This is a genomic window from Variovorax boronicumulans, from assembly GCF_019352895.1.
Classification (GTDB): Bacteria; Pseudomonadota; Gammaproteobacteria; order Burkholderiales; family Burkholderiaceae_C; genus Variovorax; species Variovorax boronicumulans_A.
Window position 1 is genome coordinate 1,083,512 of record NZ_JAAAFX010000009.1, and the last position, 22,456, is coordinate 1,105,967.

Sequence of the window (22,456 nt, forward strand, 5' to 3'; positions counted from 1 at the left end):
GCCCGCGCCCTGTCGCGCGCTGCGGTACTCGCCGGCTGCCAGGGCCTCAGCGCCGCCGGCCGAAAGGAATCTGCCCGCGCCAGTAGCGCAGCGTGAGCCAGCCCCCCAGGATGCCGCCGAGGTGCGCGAAATGGGCCACGCCGCTCATGCTGCCGGTCACGCCCAGGAACAGTTCGATCAGGCCGTAGAGCAGCACGAAGAGCCAGGCCGGCATCGGGATCGGCGGGATCAGCGGCACGATGCGGCGGTTCGGGAACAGCATCGCAAAGCCCAGCAGCAGGCCGAACAGGCCGCCCGAGGCGCCCACCGTCGGCGCGCCGCTGCCGCTCCAGGCCGCGACCGCGAGCTGGGCCAGCGCGGCGAACAGCACGCTCACGAAATAGAAGACCAGGAAGCGCTTGGGGCCCCAGACGCGCTCGAGCTCGGCGCCGAACATGAACAGGCCGAACATGTTGAACACCAGGTGCGACATGCCGCCGTGCAGGAAGGCGTAGCTCAGCACCTGCCAGGGCATGAAGCCGCCCGAATCGACGGGCCACAGCGCGAACATGGCCAGCCCGTCGACGCCGAGCGACTGCATCAGGAAAACGACCACGCAGCTGAGGATCAACGCCTGGGTGGCGGGCGGCATGAAGAACATCGAGACTCCGTTTCTGGGTCGGCAAGGAAAGGGGAAGAAAAAGAAGAGCGCGCCCGGTGCGACTCAGGCCATCGCGCCAGGTTCCTGGCCCGGCCCGAAGCCGGCTTCGACCCGCTCCATGCGCCAGGCGCACAGCGTCCCCAGCACCGCCAGCACCGAGGCCGCGGCGAACATCGCGCCGAAGCCGAAGCGGCTGGCCAGCGCACCGCCGGCCAGCACGCCGGCCACGCCGCCGATGCCGTAGCCGACCACGGTGAACAAGGCCTGGCCGCGGCCGCGCAGCCGGCCCGGGAAGTGGCGCGTGATCAGCGCGATGCAGGTCGTGTGATGCGCCGCGAAGCTCAGGCCGTGCAGCAGCTGCGCCAGCACGATGGCGATCAGCCACTGCCCGGCCGCGCCGGTGAGCGCCATGCGCGCGATCGCGACCACGCTGCAGATCAGCAGCCAGCGCGCCATCGGGAAGCGGCCGATGATCCGGCCCTGCACGAAGAACCAGCCCACCTCGGTGACGATCGACAGCGCCCACAGCCCGCCGATCACGCCCTTGCCGTAGCCCAGCGAATCGAGGTAGAGCGAGAGAAAGCCGTAGATCGAGAAGTGCGCCGTGATGTGCAGGCACAGCGAGGCCAGGAACCAGCGCACCGCCGGCTGGCGCAGCACCGGGCCGACCGGCACGCGCGCCTCGTCGTGCGCGGCCGGCGGCTCGCGCACGTCGGGCAGGCGCCAGGCGGCCAGCAGCACCAGCGCCAGCGTGATCGACGCCCAGGGCGGGAAGTGGCCCATGCCGAAACGGTCGAACCATTCGCCCGCCACCGAGACCGTGAGCAGGAAGCCGGCCGAGCCCCAGAGCCGGATGCGGCCGTAGCGGCCCCAGTCGCCGGCCACCAGCTGCGCCATCGCCGCCTCGGTGAGCCCCATCATCGAACTGGTGTGGGTGAACAGCAGCAGCAGGAAGAAGCCGATCCACCAGGCATTGCCCGGCACCCACAGGCCGAAGGACACGACCGTCGCGATGGCTGCGCTGATGCGCAGCAGCCGCACGCGCTCGCCGGTGTGGTCGCTCAGGGCGCCCCAGGCGTAGGGCGCGAACACGCGGGTGAAGGACTGCACCGCCGCCAGCAGGCTGATGGTGAAGATCGGCAGCCCCTGGTCCTTGAGCCACAGCGGCAGGTAGGGGTTGAAGAAACCGATGTGGGCGAAATAGCTCGCCGACAGCGCGGCGAACGCCAGCAGGTGACCGCGGCCCCCCGCGGGGGACGGCGGGGGTGGCGCGGCGGCCACTAGAGGAAGGAGGCCTGCAGGGCGGCGGGGGCTTCGGTTGGCGCGGCACTGTCGCCGCGGTCACCGTTCTGGGCCCGCTGGCGCAAGGCATGTTCGATCACCACCAGCGCCAGCATCGCCTCGGCGATGGGCGTGGCCCGGATGCCCACGCAGGGGTCGTGCCGGCCCTTGGTCACGACCTCGACCGGCTGGTTGTTCACGTCGACCGACTGGCGCGGGCTGATGATCGAGCTGGTCGGCTTGATCGCGATGCTCACTTCCAGGTCCTGCCCGGTGCTGATGCCGCCGAGCACGCCGCCCGCGTTGTTGCTCGCGAAGCCGGTGGGCGTGATCGAATCGCCGTGCGTGGTGCCGCGTTGCGTGACGCTGCCAAAGCCGGCGCCGATCTCGACGCCCTTGACCGCATTGATGCCCATCATCGCGAAGGCGATGTCGGCATCGAGCTTGTCGAACAGCGGCTCGCCCAGGCCGACCGGCACCTTCGAGGCGGTCACGCGGATGCGCGCACCGCAGGAGTCGCCGGCCTTGCGCAGCGCGTCCATGTAGGCCTCGAGCGCCGCCACATCGGCCACCGGCGCGAAGAAGGGGTTGTTCGGCACGTGCTGCCAGTCCTCGAAGGGGATGGCGATCTCGCCGATCTGCGTCATGCAGCCGCGGAACACCGTGCCGTACTTCTCGAACAGCCATTTCTTGGCCACCGCGCCGGCCGCCACCATCGGCGCCGTGAGCCGGGCCGAGGAGCGCCCGCCGCCGCGCGGATCGCGGATGCCGTACTTCTTCCAGTAGCTGAAGTCGGCATGGCCGGGCCGGAACTGCTCGGCGATGGCGCCGTAGTCCTTGCTGCGCTGGTCGGTGTTCTGGATCAGCAGCGCGATCGGCGTGCCGGTGGTCTTGCCCTGGTAGACGCCCGAGAGGATCTGCACCGCGTCGGGCTCGTTGCGCTGCGTGACGTGGCGGCTGGTGCCCGGGCGGCGACGGTCGAGGTCGCCCTGGATGTCGGCCTCGGTCAGGGCCATGCCGGGGGGACAGCCGTCGATCACGCAGCCGATCGCGGGGCCGTGCGATTCACCGAAGTTGGTGACCGCGAAGAGATTGCCGAAAGTGTTGCCGCTCATGGCGCTCGATTATCCCCACAATGCACGCCCCTTCAGCGTGCACGCGCATCGAGGCGCTGGATCAGTTCGCCGATCTGCAGGTCGATGGAGAACAGCCGCTCGTTGAGGATCGCGGTCTGCAGCCTCAGCGCCTCGACGATGGCGCGGGTCTGCGGGTCGGGTGCGTTGTCGACCAGCACCGACAGTTCATGCAGCTTCTTGCGCAATTCGTTGCTCATGCGATGCCTTTCGTGGGGGCTTGGTGTGGCGGCCAGTATCGGCGCGGCGCGAAACGCAGGTCAATCCGGAAGCACCCCGGAACCGCCCGAAAAGCCCCCCTCTTTTCAGAACTTCTTGAAGCTTCAGCAGCGACGCGCAACAATCGCGGCATGCCCAGCACCAGCAGCCCTCCCCTCGAGCTCCCGCCCCTCAACCGCCAGTTCGTCGCCCACTTCGGCGAGATGGGCAGCAAATGGGGCATCAACCGCACCGTCGGCCAGATCTACGCATTGATCTTCCTGTCGGAGCGCGCCCTCAACGCCGACGAGATCTCCGAGCTGCTGGCGTTCTCGCGCTCCAACGTGAGCATGGGCCTGAAGGAACTGCAGGCCTGGCGCCTGGTGCGCCTGCGCCACCAGTCCGGCGACCGCCGCGAGTACTTCGAGGCGCCCTCGGACGTGTGGGAGATCTTCCGCGTGCTCGCCGAGGAACGCCGGCGCCGCGAGATCGAGCCCACGCTGTCGATGCTGCGCATGGCGCTGCTCGAAGAGCCGACCTCGGACGAGGAACGCCATGCCCAGCAGCGCATGCGCGAGATGCACGACCTGATCGATCGGCTCATGAAGTGGTTCGACGACGTTCAGCGCCTCGCGCCCGAGACCGCCATGCAGCTGATGGGCATGGGCGCGACCGTGACCAAAGTGCTGGGGCTCAAGGACCGGTTGACGGGCGGGGGCAAGCGCAAGCCGGTGGAGAAGTAGGCGCCGCGGTGTTTCTCGCTGCCAGCCAACGGTCGATCCGCGGCCTCCCTTTCAGCGCGTGCATGCGGCGCCGATGAAGCAGGCCGTGCTGATGGCGCAGCCGATCAGTGGCGTGCGAAACCAGTAGCGCAGCGCGAGCAGGACATAGCCGCCCGACCCGACCACCGCGAGCCATGCCAAGGCGGGCGACATGCGCAGCCATTCGATGTGGCCGATCGCCAGGATCAGATAGACCGTCGCGAACAGCATGGCGCCCAGGCTGTGGCTTGCGTTGAAACCCACCCATGCGCGCCAGAGCGTCGTGCGGCGCGTGAGCAAGGGGTGGCCGGCCTGCATCGCGGCCTTGGTCGCGGCATCGTTCGGGTCGAACCTGTCGGTGCAGCAGGTGTAGAGCAGGTGCACCGTGCCCAGCAGGCCCATCACGGCAGCGCCTGCGATCGTCAGTGTCTGAGCAAGCATTTGAGGCCTCCCTTGGCTACGACGCAGCGCCGGTCGCGCCATGTCCGTCCGCGAGGACACGGTCGTCGGTTGCAAGCAAGGTCGGGGGCGAGGGCAGGCGAGGGTTCATTGCGCAGATAGAATTGGTTCAACATTGAACAGTGTAGTTCAACATTGAACGATATGCCATGACCACCCCCAAGACAGCCCGCACCCCCCCGTCGCCGCATGGCACCAAGACCTGGCTCGCCGTCGTCCGTGCCTACAACCTGTGCGACGCGACGATGAGCGTCCGGCTGGCCGAGCTGGGCCTGCGCATCGGCGATCACGAGGTGCTGGCGACGCTCACGACGATGCCCGGCATCACGCAACAGGAGCTGGCGGCACGCTGCTTCGTCACCAAGAGCGGCGTGAGCATGCTGCTCGCGCAGCTGGAGGCGAAGGGCTGGGTCCGGCGCGAAGCCGATGCCAGCGATGCACGGGTCAAAAGGCTGACGCTGACCGCCGCCGGCGAGAAGATCGCGGCCCGTTCCCTGAAGATCCAATCGGAGGTGGTCACCGCGATGGTCGCCGGCAGCTCCGAAGCGGAACTCACTTTTGTCACGAACGTGATGGAAGGCGTCTCGGCGCGGCTCGAGGCACTGCGCTGATCGGATGCCTCCTGCAGGCCCGTTGCGGCCGTTCGACTTCCGCGACCGGACAAGACAGCCGACCTCAGATGCCGGGCCGCGGGTCCTTGTCGGTGATCGAGAGGTCCACGGGAACGCGGGTTTCATGTGCCATTCCCCCGGGCACTTCCCACACCAGCGTCATGTAGCCCTTGACGCGTTCGAAGGGCTTGTCCAGCTTCACATAGACACCGAGCTGGCCGCACAGGACCTTGTCGTAGGTCCAGAGCGGGAAATTCTGCAGTGGGCCTGAATCCATGTCTTCCTCGAGCTGCAGCGTCTCGTTCTTCTCGTTGGTCAGTCGGTAGTTCGTGATCCTGTAGGTCACGAGGTTGGCGATGTCGTCCTTCTTCTTGACGAGCTGGCCCGTGCGCTTGTACGCGTCCGCCTTGTCCTTCGACAGCGGATAGTAGGCAAGGAGGTCGAACGCCTTCGCCGGCAGCTTCCTCCTCAACGTGAGGTCGGCGTTGATCACCATCACATGGGCACCGAGGGACGCGAGCCATGTTCGTGCCTCGTCTGCTGAATACGGAAGGCCCGGCGCACCGTGGGCCTGGAAGGCGAGCGAGACCGCCAGGACCGGCCATGGCAGCAACTTCTTCATCCTTGGACTCCGGCGGGGTGGTGGCATGCGGGATCTCGCAGGGTGCCATCGGCCGGCCCACGGCCGGACGCGCGTGGGCCCGACATCACACGTCCTGTGCAGGCGGGTCTCACGCCAGGCGAGCCTCGACCACGAAGGCCTGCAGCTCGGCCAGCCGGCCGTCGCGAAAGCGCCAGACATCGCAGTAGGCGTTGCGGCTCGTCTTGCCTGCATCGTCCCTGAGCGTGATCTCGCCAACGGCCGAGAGAAAGTCGCCGTCGGCGATGAGGCGATGCACCGCGAAGCGGGGCGGCTCCTTGTAGGCGGTCGCCATCCATTCGCGAACGGCCTGCTTGCCGCGCAGGATTCTGTCGCCGACGAAGGTCCACCGTGTGTCGTCGGTGCAATAGGCCAGAAATCCTTCGTAGTCGCCTTGGGTGATGGCCGCATTGGCCTTTTCCAGAATTGCCTTGTGGGTGTCGGACATTCAGAACGCTCCTGTGTTCGACCGATCCGTGCAAGCGTGCGCGTGCCGGCGAGTTGCCATTTCTATCAGTCCGGCGTCTTTCCATTGCGGGTCGGCCCGCAACGACCACGTCAGCTTTTGGCTCGTCGCTGCGCACGCAGCCGTCGACGGGCCCATCAGGCCTCCGGTCCGACCTGCCGCCCCAGGCGCTCGATGAGCGCCGGCATGTCGAAGCCCTGTTCGACCACGGACTTGGGCAGCACGTGAAAAAGCCGGGGCATCACATAGACCAGCACGAAGCGATCGTTCTGCCGCCACTGGAGGATGTTCTCCCAGACGATCGTGCCCTCGCCATGCAGGGACTCGATGCGCAGACCGTGGTCCAGCAGCTCGGCGCCGAACGCCTCCTGCATGCCCTTGTACTGGCGGTAGTGCCGCCGGGCCGCCGTGGGCGCCAGGGCGATGGGCATCACGACGATGCCGGCGCCGACGAAACCCACCAGGACGACCGGCCACAGCGTGCGGCCACCGAGCAGCGCGCCCAGCACCAACACCGCCACGATGGCGATCAACAGCAGGCGGCGCGTTCGGGTCAGGCGCACGAAGAGCTTCATCGCGCCCGCGTAGTCGTCCTCGGAAATCCTGAATCTGGCGATCATGGGCTGCAGCTTTCCTGACAACGTACGAAGAGGCCACCGGGGTGTTGGGCGGCAGCAGAAGGCCGAGGCCGGCGCTCATGGCGCCGAGCGCTTCGTCGCCCTGCGTTGCGACGCCTCTGCGGCGCAAGGGCCCGGAAGGCGAGGTCGCGTCCAGGTGTCACAGGGGTCGAACCGGAGGGCGCGCAGGGCATGTCGGGGTTGTAGCCGATCTCGGGACCCGGCGGCCAACGATCGGTCAGAGCATCTTTCGATAGACGACAAAGCCGGATTTCTCGGCCACCTTGTCGTAGAGCCTCATCGCCGTCGCGTTGGTCTCGTGGGTCTGCCAGTAGACCCTCGGAGCGCCGGCGGCCTTCGCCCGCGAATAGACCTCCTCGATCAGCGCGCGTGCCACGCCCTGCCCTCTGGCCGCTTCGACGGTGAACAGGTCCTGCAGGTAGCAGCTCGGCCCGATCTGCGTCGTGCTTCGATGGAAAAGAAAGTGGGCCAGGCCGAGCAGGCCCGATGCGCCTTCGGCCACCAACGCATGCATCGGCTCCGCGGCATCGTGGAAGCGCGACCAGGTCGTGCGCGTGATGTCGACGGGTAGCGCGGTCGTTGCGCTCCGGCCATAGAACGCGTTGTAGCCGTCCCACAGGACCCGCCAGGCATCGAAGTCCGCGTCGGTGGCGGGACGAATGAGGATTTTTGGGGGCACAGGTCGTCGTGGGCTGAAGGGTTGGAAGCGGCGAAGGTGCGTCGCCGGTGAATGCCGATTGTTGTGGGCGACCCGGCCGGCATGCAAGCGCTTCGGTGCTCGGGTTCGAACCACGGGGCGGGCTCAGCGCAACCGCTGCAGCGCCAGGCTGGCTGCGATGAGCTTGCTCAGGCGGGCGTTGCGGGTCGCGGGCTTCCTGGCGCTGCAGACCCAGTGCAGGACGCGCTTCCTGTAGCTGGGAGGCGTCTGCTCGAAGAAGGCCCAGGCGGCCTTGTCGCCCTGGAATGCACGCAGCTCGTCCGCGCCGAGTTCGGCGATCCCGTTCTGTTCGTGCGAGGAGATGGCCGACCGCGCTGCCGTCCGTTTCGCGAAAGCGCTGAGGCCCGCCGGCGTCATGCGCCCTTCCAGCCGCAGTCGCTCGACCTTCGCGATATTGACGGCGCTCCAGATGGACGTCGGCTGGCGCGGCGTGAAACGGATGGCGTACGTCGCCTCGTCGATGCGCCTGCGCACGCCATCGATCCAGCCGTGACACAGCGCCTCGTCGACCGATTCCGACCACGACATGCAGGGCTCCCCCGTGCCGACCTTGTGATAGCCCACGAGAAGCGCCTGGGCGCTGTCGGCGTGGACTGCGAGCCACTGCCCGAAGGCTTGCGGTGTCTTGAAGAACTTCGGAGGCGTCATGGCCGGCTGCGTGTTCGGATGCTCGAAGAAGGGAACGCCTGGCCGAAGAAGCATGCCACATGGGCACCGGTTCACGGCAGCGACTGCGCATGCGCGCCACGCCACAAACAGTGACTTTGGGCACTGGTGCCGCGGCGCATGCCCCCCTATCTTCGCAGGCCTCGCTTCACGAAGCCTTTCGTGATGGCGTGGCATGACAAACCGGAGGTAGAAGATCATGAAGACGAAGTTGTTTCTGGCCGTGCTGGCGGCTGCTGCATTGGCCGCGTGCGGAGGCGGTGGGGGTGGCGGCGATGGCGCACCGATCAGCGTGGCACCAGGCCCCGGTTCCGGCGGTGGCGCAGGCCCGGGCCCGGGCCCAGGCACCGATCCCGTGCCGAACCCGCAACCCAACCCGGACCCCACGCCGATCAGCGCCGACTACAAGTACCTGACTTTCCAGCAGGAGCGCAACCCCGACACCGATTCGGCTGAGAAGCGATTCGACGACTACATCGCGTTGCTCAACCGCGAAGGCGCGGCCGGCTATCGCTACCTCGCTGGCGAAGCCGGAGGCGGTACCCTGTCGTTGCGCGACAGCTTCATGATGGTCAAGGACAGCGACACCACCTACAGCTACGAGTACAAGCGGCTGACCTACGACATCCTGAAGACCAACGCCGTGGAGGCGCTGCTGGCGCAGGCCAAGGAACAGGGTGCGCGTGGCATGGTGCTGCTCAAGGTCCTGGCGGCCATCGACCTCAACAGCGACCTCAATCCCGAGCTCGCCGTGCTCTATCGCAAAGACCTCGGCACGTCGACCACCTACGACCTGACGGCCGAGCCCTATGCCACCACCTCCGCCGACTACGTGAACCGCGCCAATGTGCAGGGCGCGAACGGCTACCGCCCTTGGGCCACACCGGGTCTGTACAGCCAGACCCTCTACCAGTTCTTCCTGAAGGATCAAAGCAGCGCGGCACGCTATGAGGTGAAGGCGGTAGTCAGCCCGCTGAGCGTGGTCGGTGGCACGGACGCCGACCTCAAGGCGCAGATCCGCAGCCAGGGAACGCAGGGCTTCCGGCTGCTGAAGAACCAGTTCATGGAAGACAGCAAGAGCTTTTTCTTCTACGTGAAGGACACGACGCAATCGAGCAGCTTCGCCTACGAATTCCTCGACAACCCAGATCCGGTGTTCGGTCTGCAGGAAGCCAATGCGATCCAGGCCAACGCGCAGGCAGCCAACGGCCTGCGCTACTTCGGCTCGCCCGACGCGCCGCTGTTCTTCCGGGCCTCGGCCTGCACGGGCCCCCTGTGCCTGTCACCCGACAGCATTGAGAGCAACAACCTGAACTGATCACGGCCTGCAGCCCGTGCACGGCTCGGGCGTCGACAGACGCCTTGAGTGCGCGCACGGGTTCTTGCCATGCGATCGAAGCGGCACGCACGCTTGTGCGTTGCCGCGCTCTGACGGGTGGGGGGTTCAGGGCCACTCTCTCGAATGCGAAGCACCGGATGCCGCCGACAGCGATCGCCTGATCTGCGACACCCTGTTCAACGTCTGCACGGACGCTCTCATCTCAGCCCCTCGCGTTCACGACGCGGGCTGCAACACCCTCGTCATCTCTCGCAGGTTCTGCACGGCCGCGCCCGCCGCCCCCTTGCCCAGGTTGTCGAGCACCGCGCTCAGGACGATCTGGCCCGTGCGCTCATTGCATGCAACGGCCAGGCTCATGTCGTTGCTGCCGTTGTGGACCTGCGGGTCCAGTTCGGTGACCGGCGCATCGCAAGACATCGGCCGCACGTACACGTGCGCCGCCTCGCGGTACCGTGCCACCAGGCATTCGTGGATGCGCCGGCCCGACGCATCGGCAGGCAGCATCCGCGCATGCAATCCGATGGTCAGCACGATGCCCTGCCGGTAGCTGGCATAGGCGGGCACGAAGAGCGGCCGCTGCGCCAGGCCGGCATAGACCTCGATTTCCGCCACGTGCTTGTGCTCGAGCGCCAGGCCGTAGATTTTCAAGGCATGCGCGCCTGCCCCGGCCTCGTGCGCTTGCGCCCCCGCCCTGCCCTGACCCGAATAGCCCGAGACGGCGTGGATGACCAGCGGATAGTCGGCCGGCAGCAGGCCGGCATCGGTCAACGGCCGCAGCAGCGCGATCGCGGCCGTGGGATAGCAGCCCGGATTCGTGACCCGCGCCGCCGAGGCGATGCGTTCGCCCTGCCCCGCGTCGAGCTCCGGCAGGCCGTAGACCCAGCCCGGGCTGGTGCGGTGGGCCGAGCTGGCGTCGATGACACGCACGGCAGGGTTCTCGATCATCGCCACCGCATCGCGCGCCGCGGCATCGGGCAGGCAGAGGATGGCGATGTCGCTTTCGTTGAGTGCGGCCCGGCGGGCCGCCGCGTCCTTGCGCAAGTGGGCCGGCAGGGTGCGGATGCCAAATTCCGTGCCCTGGAGCCGGTTCTGCAGATCCAGGCCGGTGGTGCCCTGGTCGCCGTCGATGAAGATGTTGAGGTCCATGGAGCGTGATCCTAGGGACACCCCCTCGATGGCTCCAGCTAAATATATGCAAGCCAGGATTAAGAAAAGTTAAATTAGCGCCATGCGGGAACTGAGCCTCGACCATCTGCGCACCCTGGTTGCCATCGCCGACCTCGGGTCGCTGGCCAATGCTGCGCGCGCCCTTCACCTGGCGGCGCCGACCGTCACGGTCCAGATCGCGGAACTGGAGTCACGCCTGGGCGGCCAGTTGCTCGTGCGCGGGCGCGGGCCCGCGCAGCCGACCGCGCTGGGCGAGCGCTTCATCGCGCGGGCCCGCAGGCTGCTGGCGGATGCCGACGACGCCGTCGACGACGTTCGACGTCAGCTCGCCGGCCAGACGGGCCGCGTGCGGGTCGGGGCATCGACGGGCGCCATTGCGCACCTGCTGCCGCCCGCGCTCGAGCGCCTGGCACGGGACCATCCCGGCATCGACGTGAACGTGCAGGTGCTGACCTCCAACGACAGCATGGCCCGGCTCGCCGCCGGCAGCCTGGACCTGGCGGTGGTGGCGCTGCCGCAGGCGCCGGTGCGCGGCGTGCATGTCACGCCGCTGCGGCGCGAGGCCGTCGTGGCGTTCCTGCCGGCGACCTGGAAGGCCCCGCGGCGACTGACGCCGCAGTGGCTGGCCGCGCAGCCGCTGATCATGAACGACGCCTCCACCAGCCTCTGCCGGCTGACCGCGGAATGGTTCTCCGCGGCAGGCGTCCATTGCCGGCCGCGCATCGAGCTCAACTACAACGACGCGATCAGGACGCTGGTCGCCGCGGGTTACGGCGCGGCGTTGCTGCCGCAGGAATCGCACGAGGGCACGCGCGATCCTCGCATCGCCATCCGGCCGTTGAGCCCCGCGCTGTGGCGGCAGCTGGGCCTGGCGGTCAGCGACCGGGGCGCCAGCGGGCCGACGCGTTTCGTCCTCGAGGCGCTGCAGCCCACGAAGCGCTGACGGGCGGCCCGGCAATGGCCGGCTACAGCCGCTCCTGATGGCGCGAAGGTTCGGGCGTGTCGAACTTGTCGCGGCGAATCGCTTCGTCGTCCATCAGCTCGTACCACATCGCATTGAGCACCGCGAAGGTGGCTGCCAGCGGCAGCCCCAGGATCCAGGCGAAGTACCACATCTGTCAGTCCTTTCTTGGCGTTTCAATAAGCGTGTCCGCGCTCATCTCGAATGGCTTCGGCATCCACCTTGCCCCACAGCACGTGGTAGACCCAGGTGGTGTAGGCCACGATGATCGGCAGGAAGATCGCGGTCGCGACCAGCATGTTGAACAGCGTCAGGTGGCTCGAGGACGAGTCCCACACCATCAGGCTGGCGCGCGGATCGATCGACGAGGGCAGGATGAAGGGGAACATCGAGGCCCCCACGCTCAGCACGATGCCCGTGATCGACAGGCCGCTGGCCAGCAGCGTGAACACTTCGCGCCGCAGGCGCAGGCCGATCAGCGCCAGCACTGAGCCCACGAGACCGAGCACCGGCGCCGCCCACAGCCAGGGCTTGGCCGCGTAGTTGAGGAACCAGGCGCCCGCGTGCAGTTCGGCGGTCTTGAGCATCGGGTTCGACGGGCCGGTGGTCGGCAGCGCGCTGGTCACGCGGTAGCCGTCGATCCAGGTCCAGAGCGCGAAGCCGGCCAGCGCGTAGAGCACCAGCGTGGCGATGGCCGCCCAGCTGCCGTAGTTGCGTGCGCGCGCGGCCACGGCGCCCTCGGTCTTGAGCTGCAGCCAGGCCGCGCCGTGCATCAGCATCATCGCCACCGACACCAGCCCGCACAGCAGCGCGAAGGGGTTGAGCAGGCCGAAGAAGGTGCCGTCGTAGAAGATGTGCATGTCGCTCGAGAAGCGGAAGGGCACGCCCTGCAGCACGTTGCCCACGGCCACACCGTAGATCAGCGCCGGCACCAGGCCGCTGGCAAACAGCACCGCGTCCCAGCGCGCGCGCCAGGCCGGCTCCTCGCGCTTGCTGCGGAACTTGAAGGCCACGGGCCGCAGGATGAGCGCGACCAGGATCACGAACATCGCGAGGTAGAAGCCCGAGAAGGACACCGCGTAGAGCTGCGGCCAGGCCGCGAAGACCGCGCCGCCGCCCAGGATCAGCCAGACCTGGTTGCCTTCCCAGACCGGGCCGACGCTGTTGATGATCACGCGTCGCTCGTTGTCGTTGCGCCCCGCGAAGGGCAGCAGCATGCCGACGCCCAGGTCGAAGCCGTCGGTGACCGCATAGGCCACCAGCAGCACGCCGATCAGCAACCACCAGATCATGCGCAGGGTTTCGTAGGAGATCAGTTCGTTCAGGACCATGGTGTGCTCCTCGGTTATTCGGCGGCGCCGGTCAGGGGGCGCGGCGACGCGCGCAGCTCGGGTGCGGCACCGGCGCGGTAGACCGCGGGCGGCGGCACGGGATGCTCTTCGGGCCCCTTGCGGATGGCCTTGAGCATCAGCTTCATCTCGATCACGAACAGCGTGGTGTAGATCGCCACGAAGCCTGCGATGGTGATCAGCAGCGTGGTCACGCCGAGGTTCGACACGGCCACGGCCGTGGGCAGCACGCCCTCGATCACCCAGGGCTGGCGGCCGACCTCGGCCACGATCCAGCCGCACTCGGCGGCGATCCACGGCAGCGGGATCGCGAACACCGCGACCTTGAGCAGCCAGGGATGCGCATCGAGCCGGCGCCGTGTCGACAGCACGAAGAAGGTGCCGGTCAGCAGGATGAAGAACATGCCCAGCCCGACCATGATGCGGAAGGACCAGTAGAGCGGCGCCACCGCCGGCACCGTGTCCCAGGCGGCCTTCTTGATCTGCTCGGGCGTGGCCTGGCGCGGGTCGTCGACATAGCGCTTGAGCAGCAGCGCGTAGCCCATCGACTGGCCGTTGGCTTCGAAGGCCTCGCGCGCGGCGGCCGGCACTGCGGCGTCGCTGCCGGCCGCGCGGATGGTCTGCAGCGCGTCGTAGGCCTTGATGCCGTCGTGGATGTGCACCTCGGCACGCTCGACCAGTTCCTCGATGCCGGGGATCACGGTGTCGAGCGAGCGCGTGCCGATCAGGCCCATCACGGCCGGGATGTGGATCGCGTAGTGCGTCTCGCGCGCGGCCTGGTCGGGGAAACCGAAGGCGGTGAAGGCGGCCGGTGCCGGCTCGGTCTTCCACATGGCCTCGATCGAGGCCAGCTTCATCTTCTGGTGCTCGGTCGAGAGGTAGCCGCTCTCGTCGCCCAGCACCACCACCGACAGCGAGGCCGCGAGGCCGAAGGACGCGGCCACGGTCATCGAGCGCTTGGCGAGCTCCAGGTGACGGCCCTTGAGCACATACCAGGCCGACACGCCCAGCACGAAGATCGCCGCCACCGTGTAGCCGGCCGACACCGTGTGCACGAACTTGGCCTGCGCCACCGGGTTGGTCAGCACGGCGAAGAAGTCGGTCACTTCCATGCGCATGGTCTGCGGATTGAAGGCCGAGCCCACCGGGTTCTGCATCCAGCCGTTGGCGATCAGGATCCACAGCGCCGAGAAGTTCGAGCCGATGGCCACGGCCCAGGTGGTCATCAGGTGGCCGACCTTGCTGAGCTTGTCCCAGCCGAAGAAGAACAGGCCGACGAAGGTGGCCTCGAGGAAGAAGGCCATCAGGCCCTCGATGGCCAGCGGGGCGCCGAAGACGTCGCCCACGTAGTGGCTGTAGTAGCTCCAGTTCATGCCGAACTGGAACTCCATCACGATGCCCGTGGCCACGCCCATCGCGAAGTTGATGCCGAACAGCACGCCCCAGAACTTGGTCATGTCGCGCCAGACCGTGCGCCCGGTCATCACGTAGACCGTCTCCATGATGGCGACGATCACCGCGAGGCCGATGGTCAGCGGCACGAAAAGGAAGTGGTACAGCGCCGTGAGGGCGAACTGCAATCGGGAGAGTGCGACGATGTCGAGGTCCATGGGGAGGTTCCTTTCGTTTCTTCTTCGGTCGTGGCGTCGTGTGTGGCGTCAGTCGGGGCGCAGGGTGCGCAGCGCGGCCTCGAAGGCCGGGGTGCCGCGTGCGAGGTCGGCCGTGAGGCGGCCGTCGTTGAGGCACAGCAGCCGGTCGGCCAGTGCGGCCTCTCGGCGCAGGTGGGTGGCGATCAGCAGCGTGTGGCCCTGTGCCGCGCCCGCCAGGCGCTGCAGCACGTCGTGGGCCGTGGCCGTGTCGAGCGCTTCGGTGGCTTCGTCCAGCAGCCAGAAGGGGGCGTCGCGCAGCAGCAGCCGTGCGAGCGCGAGCCGGCGCAATTGGCCGCCCGACAGGCCCAGCCCGCCCTCGCCCAGCGCGGTGTCGAGCCCGGCCGCAGTGGCGCGCACTTCGGCGGCCAGGCCCGCGGCCTCGAGCACCGACCAGAGCCGCGCATCGTCGGCCGAAGGGTCGGCCAGCCGCAGGTTGTCGCGCAGGTCGTCCTGGAACAGCTCGGTGCGCTGCGTGAGCAGGCAGTGCGGCGGCACGCGCAGTTCGCCCTGCGTGGGCGCGAGTTCGCCGGCCAGCACCGACAGCAGCGTCGACTTGCCGGCGCCGCTGGGGCCGATCAACGCCACGCGCTCGCCGGGCGCGATCGTGAAGGAGATGCCGTGCAGCGCCTGCACCGCGCTGCCTTCGTAGCCGGCGACGATGTCGTGCAGGCGGATGTCGTCGGACGCGGCGGCCGGCGCCGGCAGCGCGGTGTCGTGCATGCGCGGCGCAAGGCGGCGCACCGCCAGCCAGGTGCGGCCGGCCTCGAGCGCGCCACGGCGCAGTGCGGCGAAGGGCTCGGTGGCGGTCAGGGCCAGCAGCAGGGCCAGCGCCGCAGCCGGGGCGCCGATCGCGCCCTCGCCCGCCAGCGCGCCGACGGCCAGCAGCACCCCGACCAGCGTCAGCGTCCCCGCCAGGCCATAGCCCATGCCGGCGCGCAGCTCGAGGCGGTTGAGCGCCAGGTCGGCGCGCGCCATCCGGCGGTCGGCCGCGGCCAATGCCTCGCATTGCGCATCGAGCCGGCCCGCCATCGCGAGCTCGGTCTGGCCGGCCACGAGGTCGACCGCGCGGGCACGCAGCGCTTCCATGGCCTGCGCGCGCCGCATCGCATGCGGCTTGGCGCGCTGCGCCACGACCCAGGCCATGCCCCAGCCGAAGGCGATCAGCCAGGTCGCCAGCGCGATGCCCAGGCCGAGGTGCATGAAGCCCAGCACCGTGCCCGCCAGCAGCGCCGCGCCGAGGGCCGCGATGGCCGGCACGATCAGCCGCAGGTAGAGCGATTCGAGCGCATCGATGTCGGCGGTCAGCCGGAACAGCAGCCGGGCCGGCCGTGCCTGCAGCCGGCGTGCCGCCTCGGGCCGGGCCCAGCCGCGGAACAGCTGCTCGCGCAGGTCGGCCAGCGCGGCGAAGGTGGCGTCGTGCGTCACCAGGCGCTCGCCGTAGCGCGCGCCGGTGCGGCCCAGCGCCAGCAGACGGATGCCGGCCGAGGGCGCGAACACGTCGAACACCAGCGCGGTGCTGGCACTCAGGCCGGCCAGCGCGGTGGCGGTGATGAACCAGCCCGACAGGCCCAGCAGCGCCATGCCCATCAGCACGGTGATGGCGGCCAGCGCGGCGCCCAGCGCGAGCCGGCGCGGCGCGGTGGCGAGCAAGGGGCGCAGGACGGTCCGCAGCTCGCTGGCGGCACGGCGCGGCCGCACGACCCGTCCCCGGAAACCAGGGAGGCGGCGACGCGTCTTCAGGGGAATGCTCGTGGTCATAGCTGAATGACGCGGTTCATGCGCGCGGCGAGCAAAGGGTCGTGCGTCACGGCGATCAATGTCTTGCCGCGCGCGAGTTCGATCAGCGCATCGGCCACGCGCTCGGCCGTCTCGGTGTCGAGGTGCGCGGTGGGTTCGTCGACCAGCAGCAGGTCGGCCTCGGGTTGCGCAGCGATGCGCGCCAGCGCCAGCCGCACGGCCTCGCCGCCCGACAGCCCGCTGCCGCCCTCGCCCAGCGCGGTGGCGGGATGGGCCTGCGCCACGCCGCCCAGGGCGGCGAAGCGCATCGCCTGTTCGACCTGCGGGCCGTGCACGCCGTCGCGCCCCAGCGCCACGTTGGCCTGCACCGATCCCGCGAACACATGCGGGCGCTGGCCCATCCAGCCGATGCGGCGGCGCAGGCCGGCGGCGCTCGCGTCGTTCAACGCGACGCCGCCGATGGCAATCTCGCCCGAATCGGCCGGCACCAGGCCCGCGATCAGGCTCAGCAGCGCGGTCTTGCCGACACCGCTGGCGCCCATCAGCGCGACGTGTTCACCGGGCGCGATGCGCAGGTCGAAGCCTTGCAGCACCGGCGCTTCACCGGCATGGCCGAAGCGCAGGTCGCGGATGCGGACCGTGGGCGCGCCGACGCGCTCGCCCACGGCCGCCTGGGCCTGCGCGCCAGGCAGTGGCACGCCGCCTTCGGCCAGCCCGTCGAGCGCATCGAGCGCCGCCTCGCCGGCCGCGCGGTCGTGCCACACGGCCGACAGCTCGCGCAGCGGTTCGTAGAAGGCGGGCGCCAGCAACAGCACGAACAGGCCTTCGCCCAGCGTGAGGCGCGTGCCCCAGCTGCCGAATTCCAGCGTGCCCAGCAGATGGAAGCCGACGTAGACCGCGACCATCGCCACGCCCAGCGCCGCGAACAGCTCCAGCACCGCGGACGACAGGAAGGCGATGCGCAGCACGGCCATGGTGCGGCGGCGCAGCGACTGCGCGGCCTCGCCCAGCCGGCGCGCGGTGGCGTCGACCGCACCCAGCGCGCGCAGCGTGGCCAGGCCGCGCAGCCGGTCGAGCAGGAAGGCGTTCATGCCGCCCATCGCCACCATCTGCTGCTGGCTCGCGGCCTGCGCGCGCCAGCCCACGATGGCCATGAACAGCGGGATCAGCGGTGCCGTGACCAGCAGGATCAGCGCCGCCACCCAGGAAAACCAGGCCACCAGCGGCAGGATGCACAGCGGCACCAGCACGGCGCGCCAGCGGGCGGGCTGGTAGCGCGCGAGATACGGCAGCACCGCCTCGGCCTGCTCGGCGATCGCGCTGGCCGCCAGGCCCGAGGCCGGGCGGCGCGCATCGAGCGGCGAGCGGGCGGCCAGCGCCCGCGCCACCTGCGCGCGCAGCACCGAGAGCTGTACGCGCACATCGCCGAACACGCGCCGAGCGCCCCAGGCTTCGCAGGCCGCGCGCGCCATGCCGAGCACCAGCACGCCTACGGCCGGCAGCCACACCGCCGCCATGCCCTCCCCTGCGCCCAGCCCCTGCACCGCCCAGGCCAGCAAGGCGGCCTGCGGCAACCAGAACAGGGCCGCGGCGCCCTGCACCAGGCTGCCGATGCCGGGGGCGGCCAGGGCGCGCAAGGCATCGGTCGACCGGCCAGTGGCCTCGGGCGATGGCGTGGTGTGGGAAGGCGACGAAGACATCTTTGTGGGATTCATGTAATTTCAGTATTTACTGAAACTTCCTGAAGTTTAAAGGATGTGCGCTGCGTTTGCACGGCGCATGATGACCGCGATATGTGAAATGGCCAAAGGCAGGCGCGCACGGCTGCGCCGCCACCGACTCTCGCGAGGTGGCGAAGGGTGTGCGCAGGGGATTCATTCGAGCGGCGCTGGACGCGCCGTCGTTCGCCGCCCAGGCCCTGGGCGGCATCCAGCCAGGACCAGGCGCTTAGAGCGCCAGCCGTGCGCGGGCCGCGAAGTACTCGCGCTTGAGCTTCTCGACGAAGGCCGCGGTGCTGGTGACTTCGGTGATCGCGCCGATGCCCTGGCCCGAGCCCCAGATGTCCTTCCAGGCCTTGGCCTTGCTGCCGTCGCCCGAGGCGAAGTTCATGGTCTTGAGGTCGCCCTGGGGCAGGTTCGTCGGGTCCATGCCGGCCGCGACGATGCTGGGTGCGAGGTAGTTGCCGTGCACGCCGGTGAACAGGTTCGAGTAGACGATGTCGTCGGAGCTGCCGTCGACGATGGCCTGCTTGTAGGCATCGCTGGCGCGGGCTTCCTCGGTCGCGATGAAGGCGGTGCCGATGTAGGCGAAGTCGGCGCCCATGGCCTGTGCCGCCAGCACCGCGTCGCCGCTGGCGATCGAGCCCGACAGCGCGATCGGGCCGTCGAACCACTGGCGGATTTCCTGGATCAGCGCGAACGGGCTCTTCACGCCCGCGTGGCCGCCGGCACCGGCCGCCACCGCGATCAGGCCGTCGGCGCCCTTCTCGATCGCCTTCTTGGCGTACTTGTTGTCGATGATGTCGTGCAGCGTCACGCCGCCGTAGCTGTGCACCGCTTCGTTGACGTCGACGCGCGCGCCCAGCGAGGTGATGACGATCGGCACCTTGTACTTCACGACCATCTCCATGTCGTGCTCGAGCCGGTCGTTGCTCTTGTGCACGATCTGGTTGATGGCAAAAGGCGCGGCCGGCTTGTCCGGGTTGGCCTTGTTGTAGGCCGCGAGTTCCTCGGTGATCTCGATCAGCCACTCCTCCAGCTGCGCGGCCGGCCGCGCGTTGAGCGCGGGCATCGCGCCCACCACGCCGGCCTTGCACTGGGCGATCACCAGCTTGGGATTGCTGATGATGAAGAGCGGCGAGCCGATGATGGGCAAGGGCAGGTTCGCGAGCACGGGAGGAAGCTTGGACATGTTGCTTTGTCTCTGGAAAGTTGTGGAATGCGGGATCGGACTTCCGGACCCAGAAGGACGACAAGAACGACGCGGGGGTCGCCAAAGAAACTCAAAGCAAATTTTGGTTTTTCTTTCGCGACTTCTGCGTAACCTTTGCGACTTCTGCGTCCGGGAATCCGTGCGTCAGAACGCGTCGAGCGCCAGCGCCGTGACGCTCTCGGCGCCCTCGACGATGCTGTCGCGCAGGCCGGGCGCCTTGTTGAGGATGTGCTCGGCATAGAAGCGCGCGGTCGCGACCTTGGCCTGCATGAAGGCCACTTCGTGGCCGGCCCGGGCCTGTTCCTCGGCGATCAGCAGCGAGCGCGCCAGCTGCCAGCCGGCCACCAGGTTGCCCGCGAGCATCAGGTAGGGCACGCTGCCCGCGAACACCGCGTTGGGCGAGGCCTTGGTCTGGCCCGCGACGAAGGCCACCACGTCGAGGAAGGCTTCGCGCGCGGCCTTCAGGCGCTTGTGCACCGCGCGTGCATCGGCGCTGTCGCGCTTGGCGAGCTCGGCTTCGGTGATCTCGATCTGCGCGGCGATGGCCTTGGCGGTCTGGCCGCCGTCGCGCGCGGTCTTGCGGCCCACGAGGTCGTTGGCCTGGATCGCGGTCGTGCCTTCGTAGATGGTCAGGATCTTCGCGTCGCGGTAGTACTGCGCCGCGCCGGTCTCCTCGATGAAGCCCATGCCGCCATGCACCTGCACGCCCAGCGAGGTCACTTCCAGGCTCATCTCGGTGCTGTAGCCCTTGACCAGCGGCACCATGAATTCGTAGAAGGCCTGGTTCTGCTTGCGTGCGTCCGCATCGGGATGGTGGTGCGACGCGTCGTAGGCTGCGGCGGCCACCGAGGCCATCGCGCGGCAGCCTTCGGTGTAGGCACGCATCGTCATCAGCATGCGCTTGACGTCGGGGTGGTGGATGATCGCCGCGCTGCCGTTGATCGAACCATCGACCGGGCGGCTCTGCACGCGGTCCTTGGCGTAGGCCACGGCATGCTGGTAGGCGCGCTCGGCGATCGCGATGCCCTGCATGCCCACCGCATAGCGGGCCGAGTTCATCATGATGAACATGTACTCGAGGCCGCGGTTCTCCTGGCCGACCAGGTAGCCGACCGCGCCGCCATGGTCGCCGTACTGCAGCACGGCCGTGGGCGAGGCCTTGATGCCCATCTTGTGCTCGATGCTCACGCAGTGCACGTCGTTGCGCGCACCCAGCGAGCCGTCTTTCCCGACCATGAACTTGGGCACCACGAACAGGCTGATGCCCTTCACGCCCTCGGGCGCGCCGCTCACGCGGGCCAGCACCAGGTGCACGATGTTCTCCGCCATGTCGTGCTCACCGTAGGTGATGAAGATCTTGGTGCCGAAGACCTTGTAGGTGCCATCGGGCTGCGGTTCGGCACGGCTGCGCACCAGCGCGAGGTCGCTGCCGGCCTGCGGCTCGGTGAGGTTCATCGTGCCGGTCCACTGGCCGCTCACGAGCTTCTCGAGGTACACCGCCTTGAGTTCGTCGGAGCCCGCCGTGAGCAGCGCCTCGATCGCACCATCGCTGAGCAGCGGACACAGCGCGAAGCTCATGTTGGCCGAGTTGAGCATCTCGCCGCAGGCCGCGCCGATGGTCTTGGGCAGGCCCTGGCCGCCGAAGTCCGCGGGGTGCTGCAGGCCCTGCCAGCCGCCCGACACGTACTGCGCGAAGGCGTCCTTGAAGCCCTTGCTGGTGGTGACTTCGCCGTCCTTGAAGGACGAGGGGTTGCGGTCGCCTTCGACGTTGAGCGGTGCCACCACGTCCTGGTTGAAGCGTGCGCATTCCTCGAGCACGGCCTGTGCGGTGTCGAGGCCGGCTTCCTCGAAGCCGGGCAGCTTGGCGATCTCGCCGATGTTGGCCAGGTGCTCGATGTCGAACAGCATGTCCTTGAGGGGGGCGGTGTAGCTCATGGTCTCTCCAGATACGAAAAAGGCACCGCGAACGGTGCCTTCATGAATGCGGGCTGCCGGACGCAGAGGACGCGAAGGATTCGCAGAAGACGCAAAAGGAATCCAAAGGGGACTCCAAGGATTTGAAGTCTGGCTCTTTCGAGTTTTTTCGCGATGTCTCGGCGTCCCTCGGTGTCCGGCTGCCCGTGTTTTAAAGCGCCTTGACGAGCTCCGGCACGGCGACGAACAGGTCCGCCACCAGGCCGTAGTCGGCCACCGAGAAGATCGGCGCCTCTTCGTCCTTGTTGATCGCCACGATCACCTTGGAGTCCTTCATGCCCGCCAGATGCTGGATCGCGCCCGAGATGCCCGCTGCGATGTACAGCTGCGGTGCCACGATCTTGCCGGTCTGGCCCACTTGCCAGTCGTTCGGGGCGTAGCCCGCGTCGACAGCCGCACGCGATGCGCCCAGGCCCGCGTTGAGCTTGTCCGCCAGCGGTGCCATCACCTCCTGGAACTTCTCGGCGCTGCCCAGCGCACGGCCGCCCGAGACGATGATCTTCGCGGCCGTCAGTTCGGGGCGCTCGCTCTTCGTGACCTCGCGGCCCACGAAGGCGCTCTTGCCGCTATCGGCCACGCCTTCGGCGGTTTCGACCGAAGCCGAACCACCCGTTGCGGCTGCCGCATCGAAGCCGGTGGTGCGCACCGTGATGACCTTGGTCGCATCCGTGCTCTGCACCGTGGCGATCGCGTTGCCGGCGTAGATCGGGCGCTCGAAGGTGTCGGCGCTCACCACGGCCGTGATGTCGCTGATCTGTGCCACGTCCAGCTTGGCGGCCACGCGCGGTGCGACGTTCTTGCCGTTGGCGGTCGAGGGGAACAGGATGTGGCTGTAGTTGCCGGCGATCGCCAGCACCTGCGCGGCCACGTTTTCAGCCAAGTTCTCGGCCAGGCTCGGGCTGTCGGCCACGATGACCTTGGTGACGCCGGCGATCTGCGCGGCGGCCTTGCCGGCTTCGGCGGCATTGGCGCCGGCGACCAGCACATGGACTTCACCGCCGCAGGCCAGTGCGGCCGTCACGGTGTTCAGGGTGGCGGGCTTGACCGTGGCGTGGTCGTGTTCGGCAATGACTAGTGCGCTCATGTTCAGATCACCTTCGCTTCGTTCTTCAGTTTGTCCACCAGGGTCGCGACGTCG

Annotated in this window: 23 protein-coding genes; 4 read left to right on the plus strand and 19 right to left on the minus strand. The window is 68.5% G+C overall.

Annotated features, from left to right (window positions below; all coding sequences use genetic code 11):
- Positions 1–46: 46 nt before the first annotated feature.
- The 4 genes from K0H49_RS24165 to K0H49_RS24180 form a co-directional block, all read right to left on the minus strand.
- On the minus strand, positions 47–640 hold the full coding sequence (locus K0H49_RS24165) for a rhomboid family intramembrane serine protease (RefSeq protein ID WP_219218042.1): 594 nt from the start codon (positions 638–640) through the stop codon (positions 47–49).
- A 63-nt stretch (positions 641–703) separates the two neighbouring features.
- Positions 704–1,921: an MFS transporter gene (locus K0H49_RS24170; RefSeq protein ID WP_219218044.1), complete on the minus strand. Its 1,218-nt coding sequence runs from the start codon at positions 1,919–1,921 to the stop codon at positions 704–706.
- The gene (gene aroC / locus K0H49_RS24175; protein WP_219218045.1) at positions 1,921–3,036 is read right to left on the minus strand and encodes a chorismate synthase; all 1,116 of its coding nucleotides are present in this window, start codon (positions 3,034–3,036) and stop codon (positions 1,921–1,923) included. The genes K0H49_RS24170 and aroC overlap by 1 nt, the downstream gene beginning before the upstream one ends.
- Positions 3,037–3,068: 32 nt before the next feature.
- Complete coding sequence (locus K0H49_RS24180; RefSeq protein WP_219218048.1) at positions 3,069–3,254, minus strand: hypothetical protein; 186 nt, start codon at positions 3,252–3,254, stop codon at positions 3,069–3,071.
- A 150-nt stretch (positions 3,255–3,404) separates the two neighbouring features.
- Here K0H49_RS24180 and K0H49_RS24185 point away from each other — a divergent pair, with 150 nt between their 5' ends.
- A complete protein-coding gene (locus K0H49_RS24185) occupies positions 3,405–3,995 on the plus strand; it encodes a GbsR/MarR family transcriptional regulator (protein WP_219218058.1) in 591 nt (196 codons plus the stop codon).
- 51 nt (positions 3,996–4,046) lie between these two features.
- On the opposite strand, the gene K0H49_RS24190 is transcribed toward K0H49_RS24185, so the two are convergent.
- Positions 4,047–4,454, minus strand: a complete 408-nt coding sequence (locus K0H49_RS24190) for an LIC_13387 family protein (RefSeq protein WP_219218060.1) — start codon at positions 4,452–4,454, stop codon at positions 4,047–4,049.
- Between the two features lie 167 nt (positions 4,455–4,621).
- Here K0H49_RS24190 and K0H49_RS24195 point away from each other — a divergent pair, with 167 nt between their 5' ends.
- Positions 4,622–5,083 (plus strand): MarR family winged helix-turn-helix transcriptional regulator, encoded by a 462-nt coding sequence (locus K0H49_RS24195; RefSeq protein ID WP_219218062.1) that lies wholly within the window; start codon positions 4,622–4,624, stop codon positions 5,081–5,083.
- Between the two features lie 64 nt (positions 5,084–5,147).
- On the opposite strand, the gene K0H49_RS24200 is transcribed toward K0H49_RS24195, so the two are convergent.
- The 5 genes from K0H49_RS24200 to K0H49_RS24220 form a co-directional block, all read right to left on the minus strand.
- Positions 5,148–5,705 (minus strand): hypothetical protein, encoded by a 558-nt coding sequence (locus K0H49_RS24200; RefSeq protein WP_257625105.1) that lies wholly within the window; start codon positions 5,703–5,705, stop codon positions 5,148–5,150.
- Positions 5,706–5,814: 109 nt separating this feature from the next.
- On the minus strand, positions 5,815–6,171 hold the full coding sequence (locus K0H49_RS24205) for a nuclear transport factor 2 family protein (protein ID WP_219218065.1): 357 nt from the start codon (positions 6,169–6,171) through the stop codon (positions 5,815–5,817).
- 155 nt (positions 6,172–6,326) lie between these two features.
- Positions 6,327–6,809: a YcxB family protein gene (locus K0H49_RS24210; protein WP_219218066.1), complete on the minus strand. Its 483-nt coding sequence runs from the start codon at positions 6,807–6,809 to the stop codon at positions 6,327–6,329.
- Positions 6,810–7,044: 235 nt separating this feature from the next.
- Positions 7,045–7,506, minus strand: coding sequence for a GNAT family N-acetyltransferase (locus K0H49_RS24215; RefSeq protein WP_219218069.1), 462 nt, complete (start codon positions 7,504–7,506; stop codon positions 7,045–7,047).
- 123 nt (positions 7,507–7,629) lie between these two features.
- Entirely contained in the window at positions 7,630–8,193 is a 564-nt protein-coding gene (locus K0H49_RS24220; RefSeq protein WP_219218071.1) for a YdeI/OmpD-associated family protein, read from the minus strand.
- Positions 8,194–8,410: 217 nt separating this feature from the next.
- Between K0H49_RS24220 and K0H49_RS24225 the strand changes: the two genes are divergently transcribed.
- Positions 8,411–9,529: a hypothetical protein gene (locus tag K0H49_RS24225; RefSeq protein WP_219218072.1), complete on the plus strand. Its 1,119-nt coding sequence runs from the start codon at positions 8,411–8,413 to the stop codon at positions 9,527–9,529.
- A 237-nt stretch (positions 9,530–9,766) separates the two neighbouring features.
- Here the strand turns inward: K0H49_RS24225 and argC are convergent, their stop codons facing one another.
- The gene (gene argC, locus K0H49_RS24230) at positions 9,767–10,696 is read right to left on the minus strand and encodes an N-acetyl-gamma-glutamyl-phosphate reductase (protein ID WP_219218074.1); all 930 of its coding nucleotides are present in this window, start codon (positions 10,694–10,696) and stop codon (positions 9,767–9,769) included.
- Between the two features lie 82 nt (positions 10,697–10,778).
- Between argC and K0H49_RS24235 the strand changes: the two genes are divergently transcribed.
- A complete protein-coding gene (locus tag K0H49_RS24235; protein WP_219218076.1) occupies positions 10,779–11,660 on the plus strand; it encodes a LysR family transcriptional regulator in 882 nt (293 codons plus the stop codon).
- Between the two features lie 22 nt (positions 11,661–11,682).
- On the opposite strand, the gene cydX is transcribed toward K0H49_RS24235, so the two are convergent.
- The 8 genes from cydX to K0H49_RS24275 form a co-directional block, all read right to left on the minus strand.
- A complete protein-coding gene (gene cydX, locus K0H49_RS24240; RefSeq protein ID WP_219218079.1) occupies positions 11,683–11,832 on the minus strand; it encodes a cytochrome bd-I oxidase subunit CydX in 150 nt (49 codons plus the stop codon).
- Positions 11,833–11,854: 22 nt separating this feature from the next.
- Positions 11,855–13,009, minus strand: coding sequence for a cytochrome d ubiquinol oxidase subunit II (gene cydB / locus K0H49_RS24245; RefSeq protein WP_219218081.1), 1,155 nt, complete (start codon positions 13,007–13,009; stop codon positions 11,855–11,857).
- A 14-nt stretch (positions 13,010–13,023) separates the two neighbouring features.
- Positions 13,024–14,637, minus strand: coding sequence for a cytochrome ubiquinol oxidase subunit I (locus tag K0H49_RS24250; RefSeq protein ID WP_219218089.1), 1,614 nt, complete (start codon positions 14,635–14,637; stop codon positions 13,024–13,026).
- Between the two features lie 48 nt (positions 14,638–14,685).
- Entirely contained in the window at positions 14,686–16,434 is a 1,749-nt protein-coding gene (locus K0H49_RS24255) for an amino acid ABC transporter ATP-binding/permease protein (protein ID WP_219218092.1), read from the minus strand.
- Positions 16,431–18,128 carry a thiol reductant ABC exporter subunit CydD gene (cydD, locus tag K0H49_RS24260; RefSeq protein WP_257625106.1) on the minus strand — a complete coding sequence of 566 codons (1,698 nt, stop codon included), beginning with the start codon at positions 18,126–18,128 and terminating at the stop codon, positions 16,431–16,433. The genes K0H49_RS24255 and cydD overlap by 4 nt, the downstream gene beginning before the upstream one ends.
- A gap of 232 nt (positions 18,129–18,360) precedes the next feature.
- Positions 18,361–19,323 (minus strand): NAD(P)H-dependent flavin oxidoreductase, encoded by a 963-nt coding sequence (locus K0H49_RS24265; RefSeq protein ID WP_219218093.1) that lies wholly within the window; start codon positions 19,321–19,323, stop codon positions 18,361–18,363.
- A gap of 165 nt (positions 19,324–19,488) precedes the next feature.
- Positions 19,489–21,279: an acyl-CoA dehydrogenase gene (locus K0H49_RS24270; RefSeq protein WP_219218095.1), complete on the minus strand. Its 1,791-nt coding sequence runs from the start codon at positions 21,277–21,279 to the stop codon at positions 19,489–19,491.
- A 190-nt stretch (positions 21,280–21,469) separates the two neighbouring features.
- Positions 21,470–22,402: an electron transfer flavoprotein subunit alpha/FixB family protein gene (locus tag K0H49_RS24275; protein ID WP_219218097.1), complete on the minus strand. Its 933-nt coding sequence runs from the start codon at positions 22,400–22,402 to the stop codon at positions 21,470–21,472.
- Between the last annotated feature and the right edge of the window lie 54 nt (positions 22,403–22,456).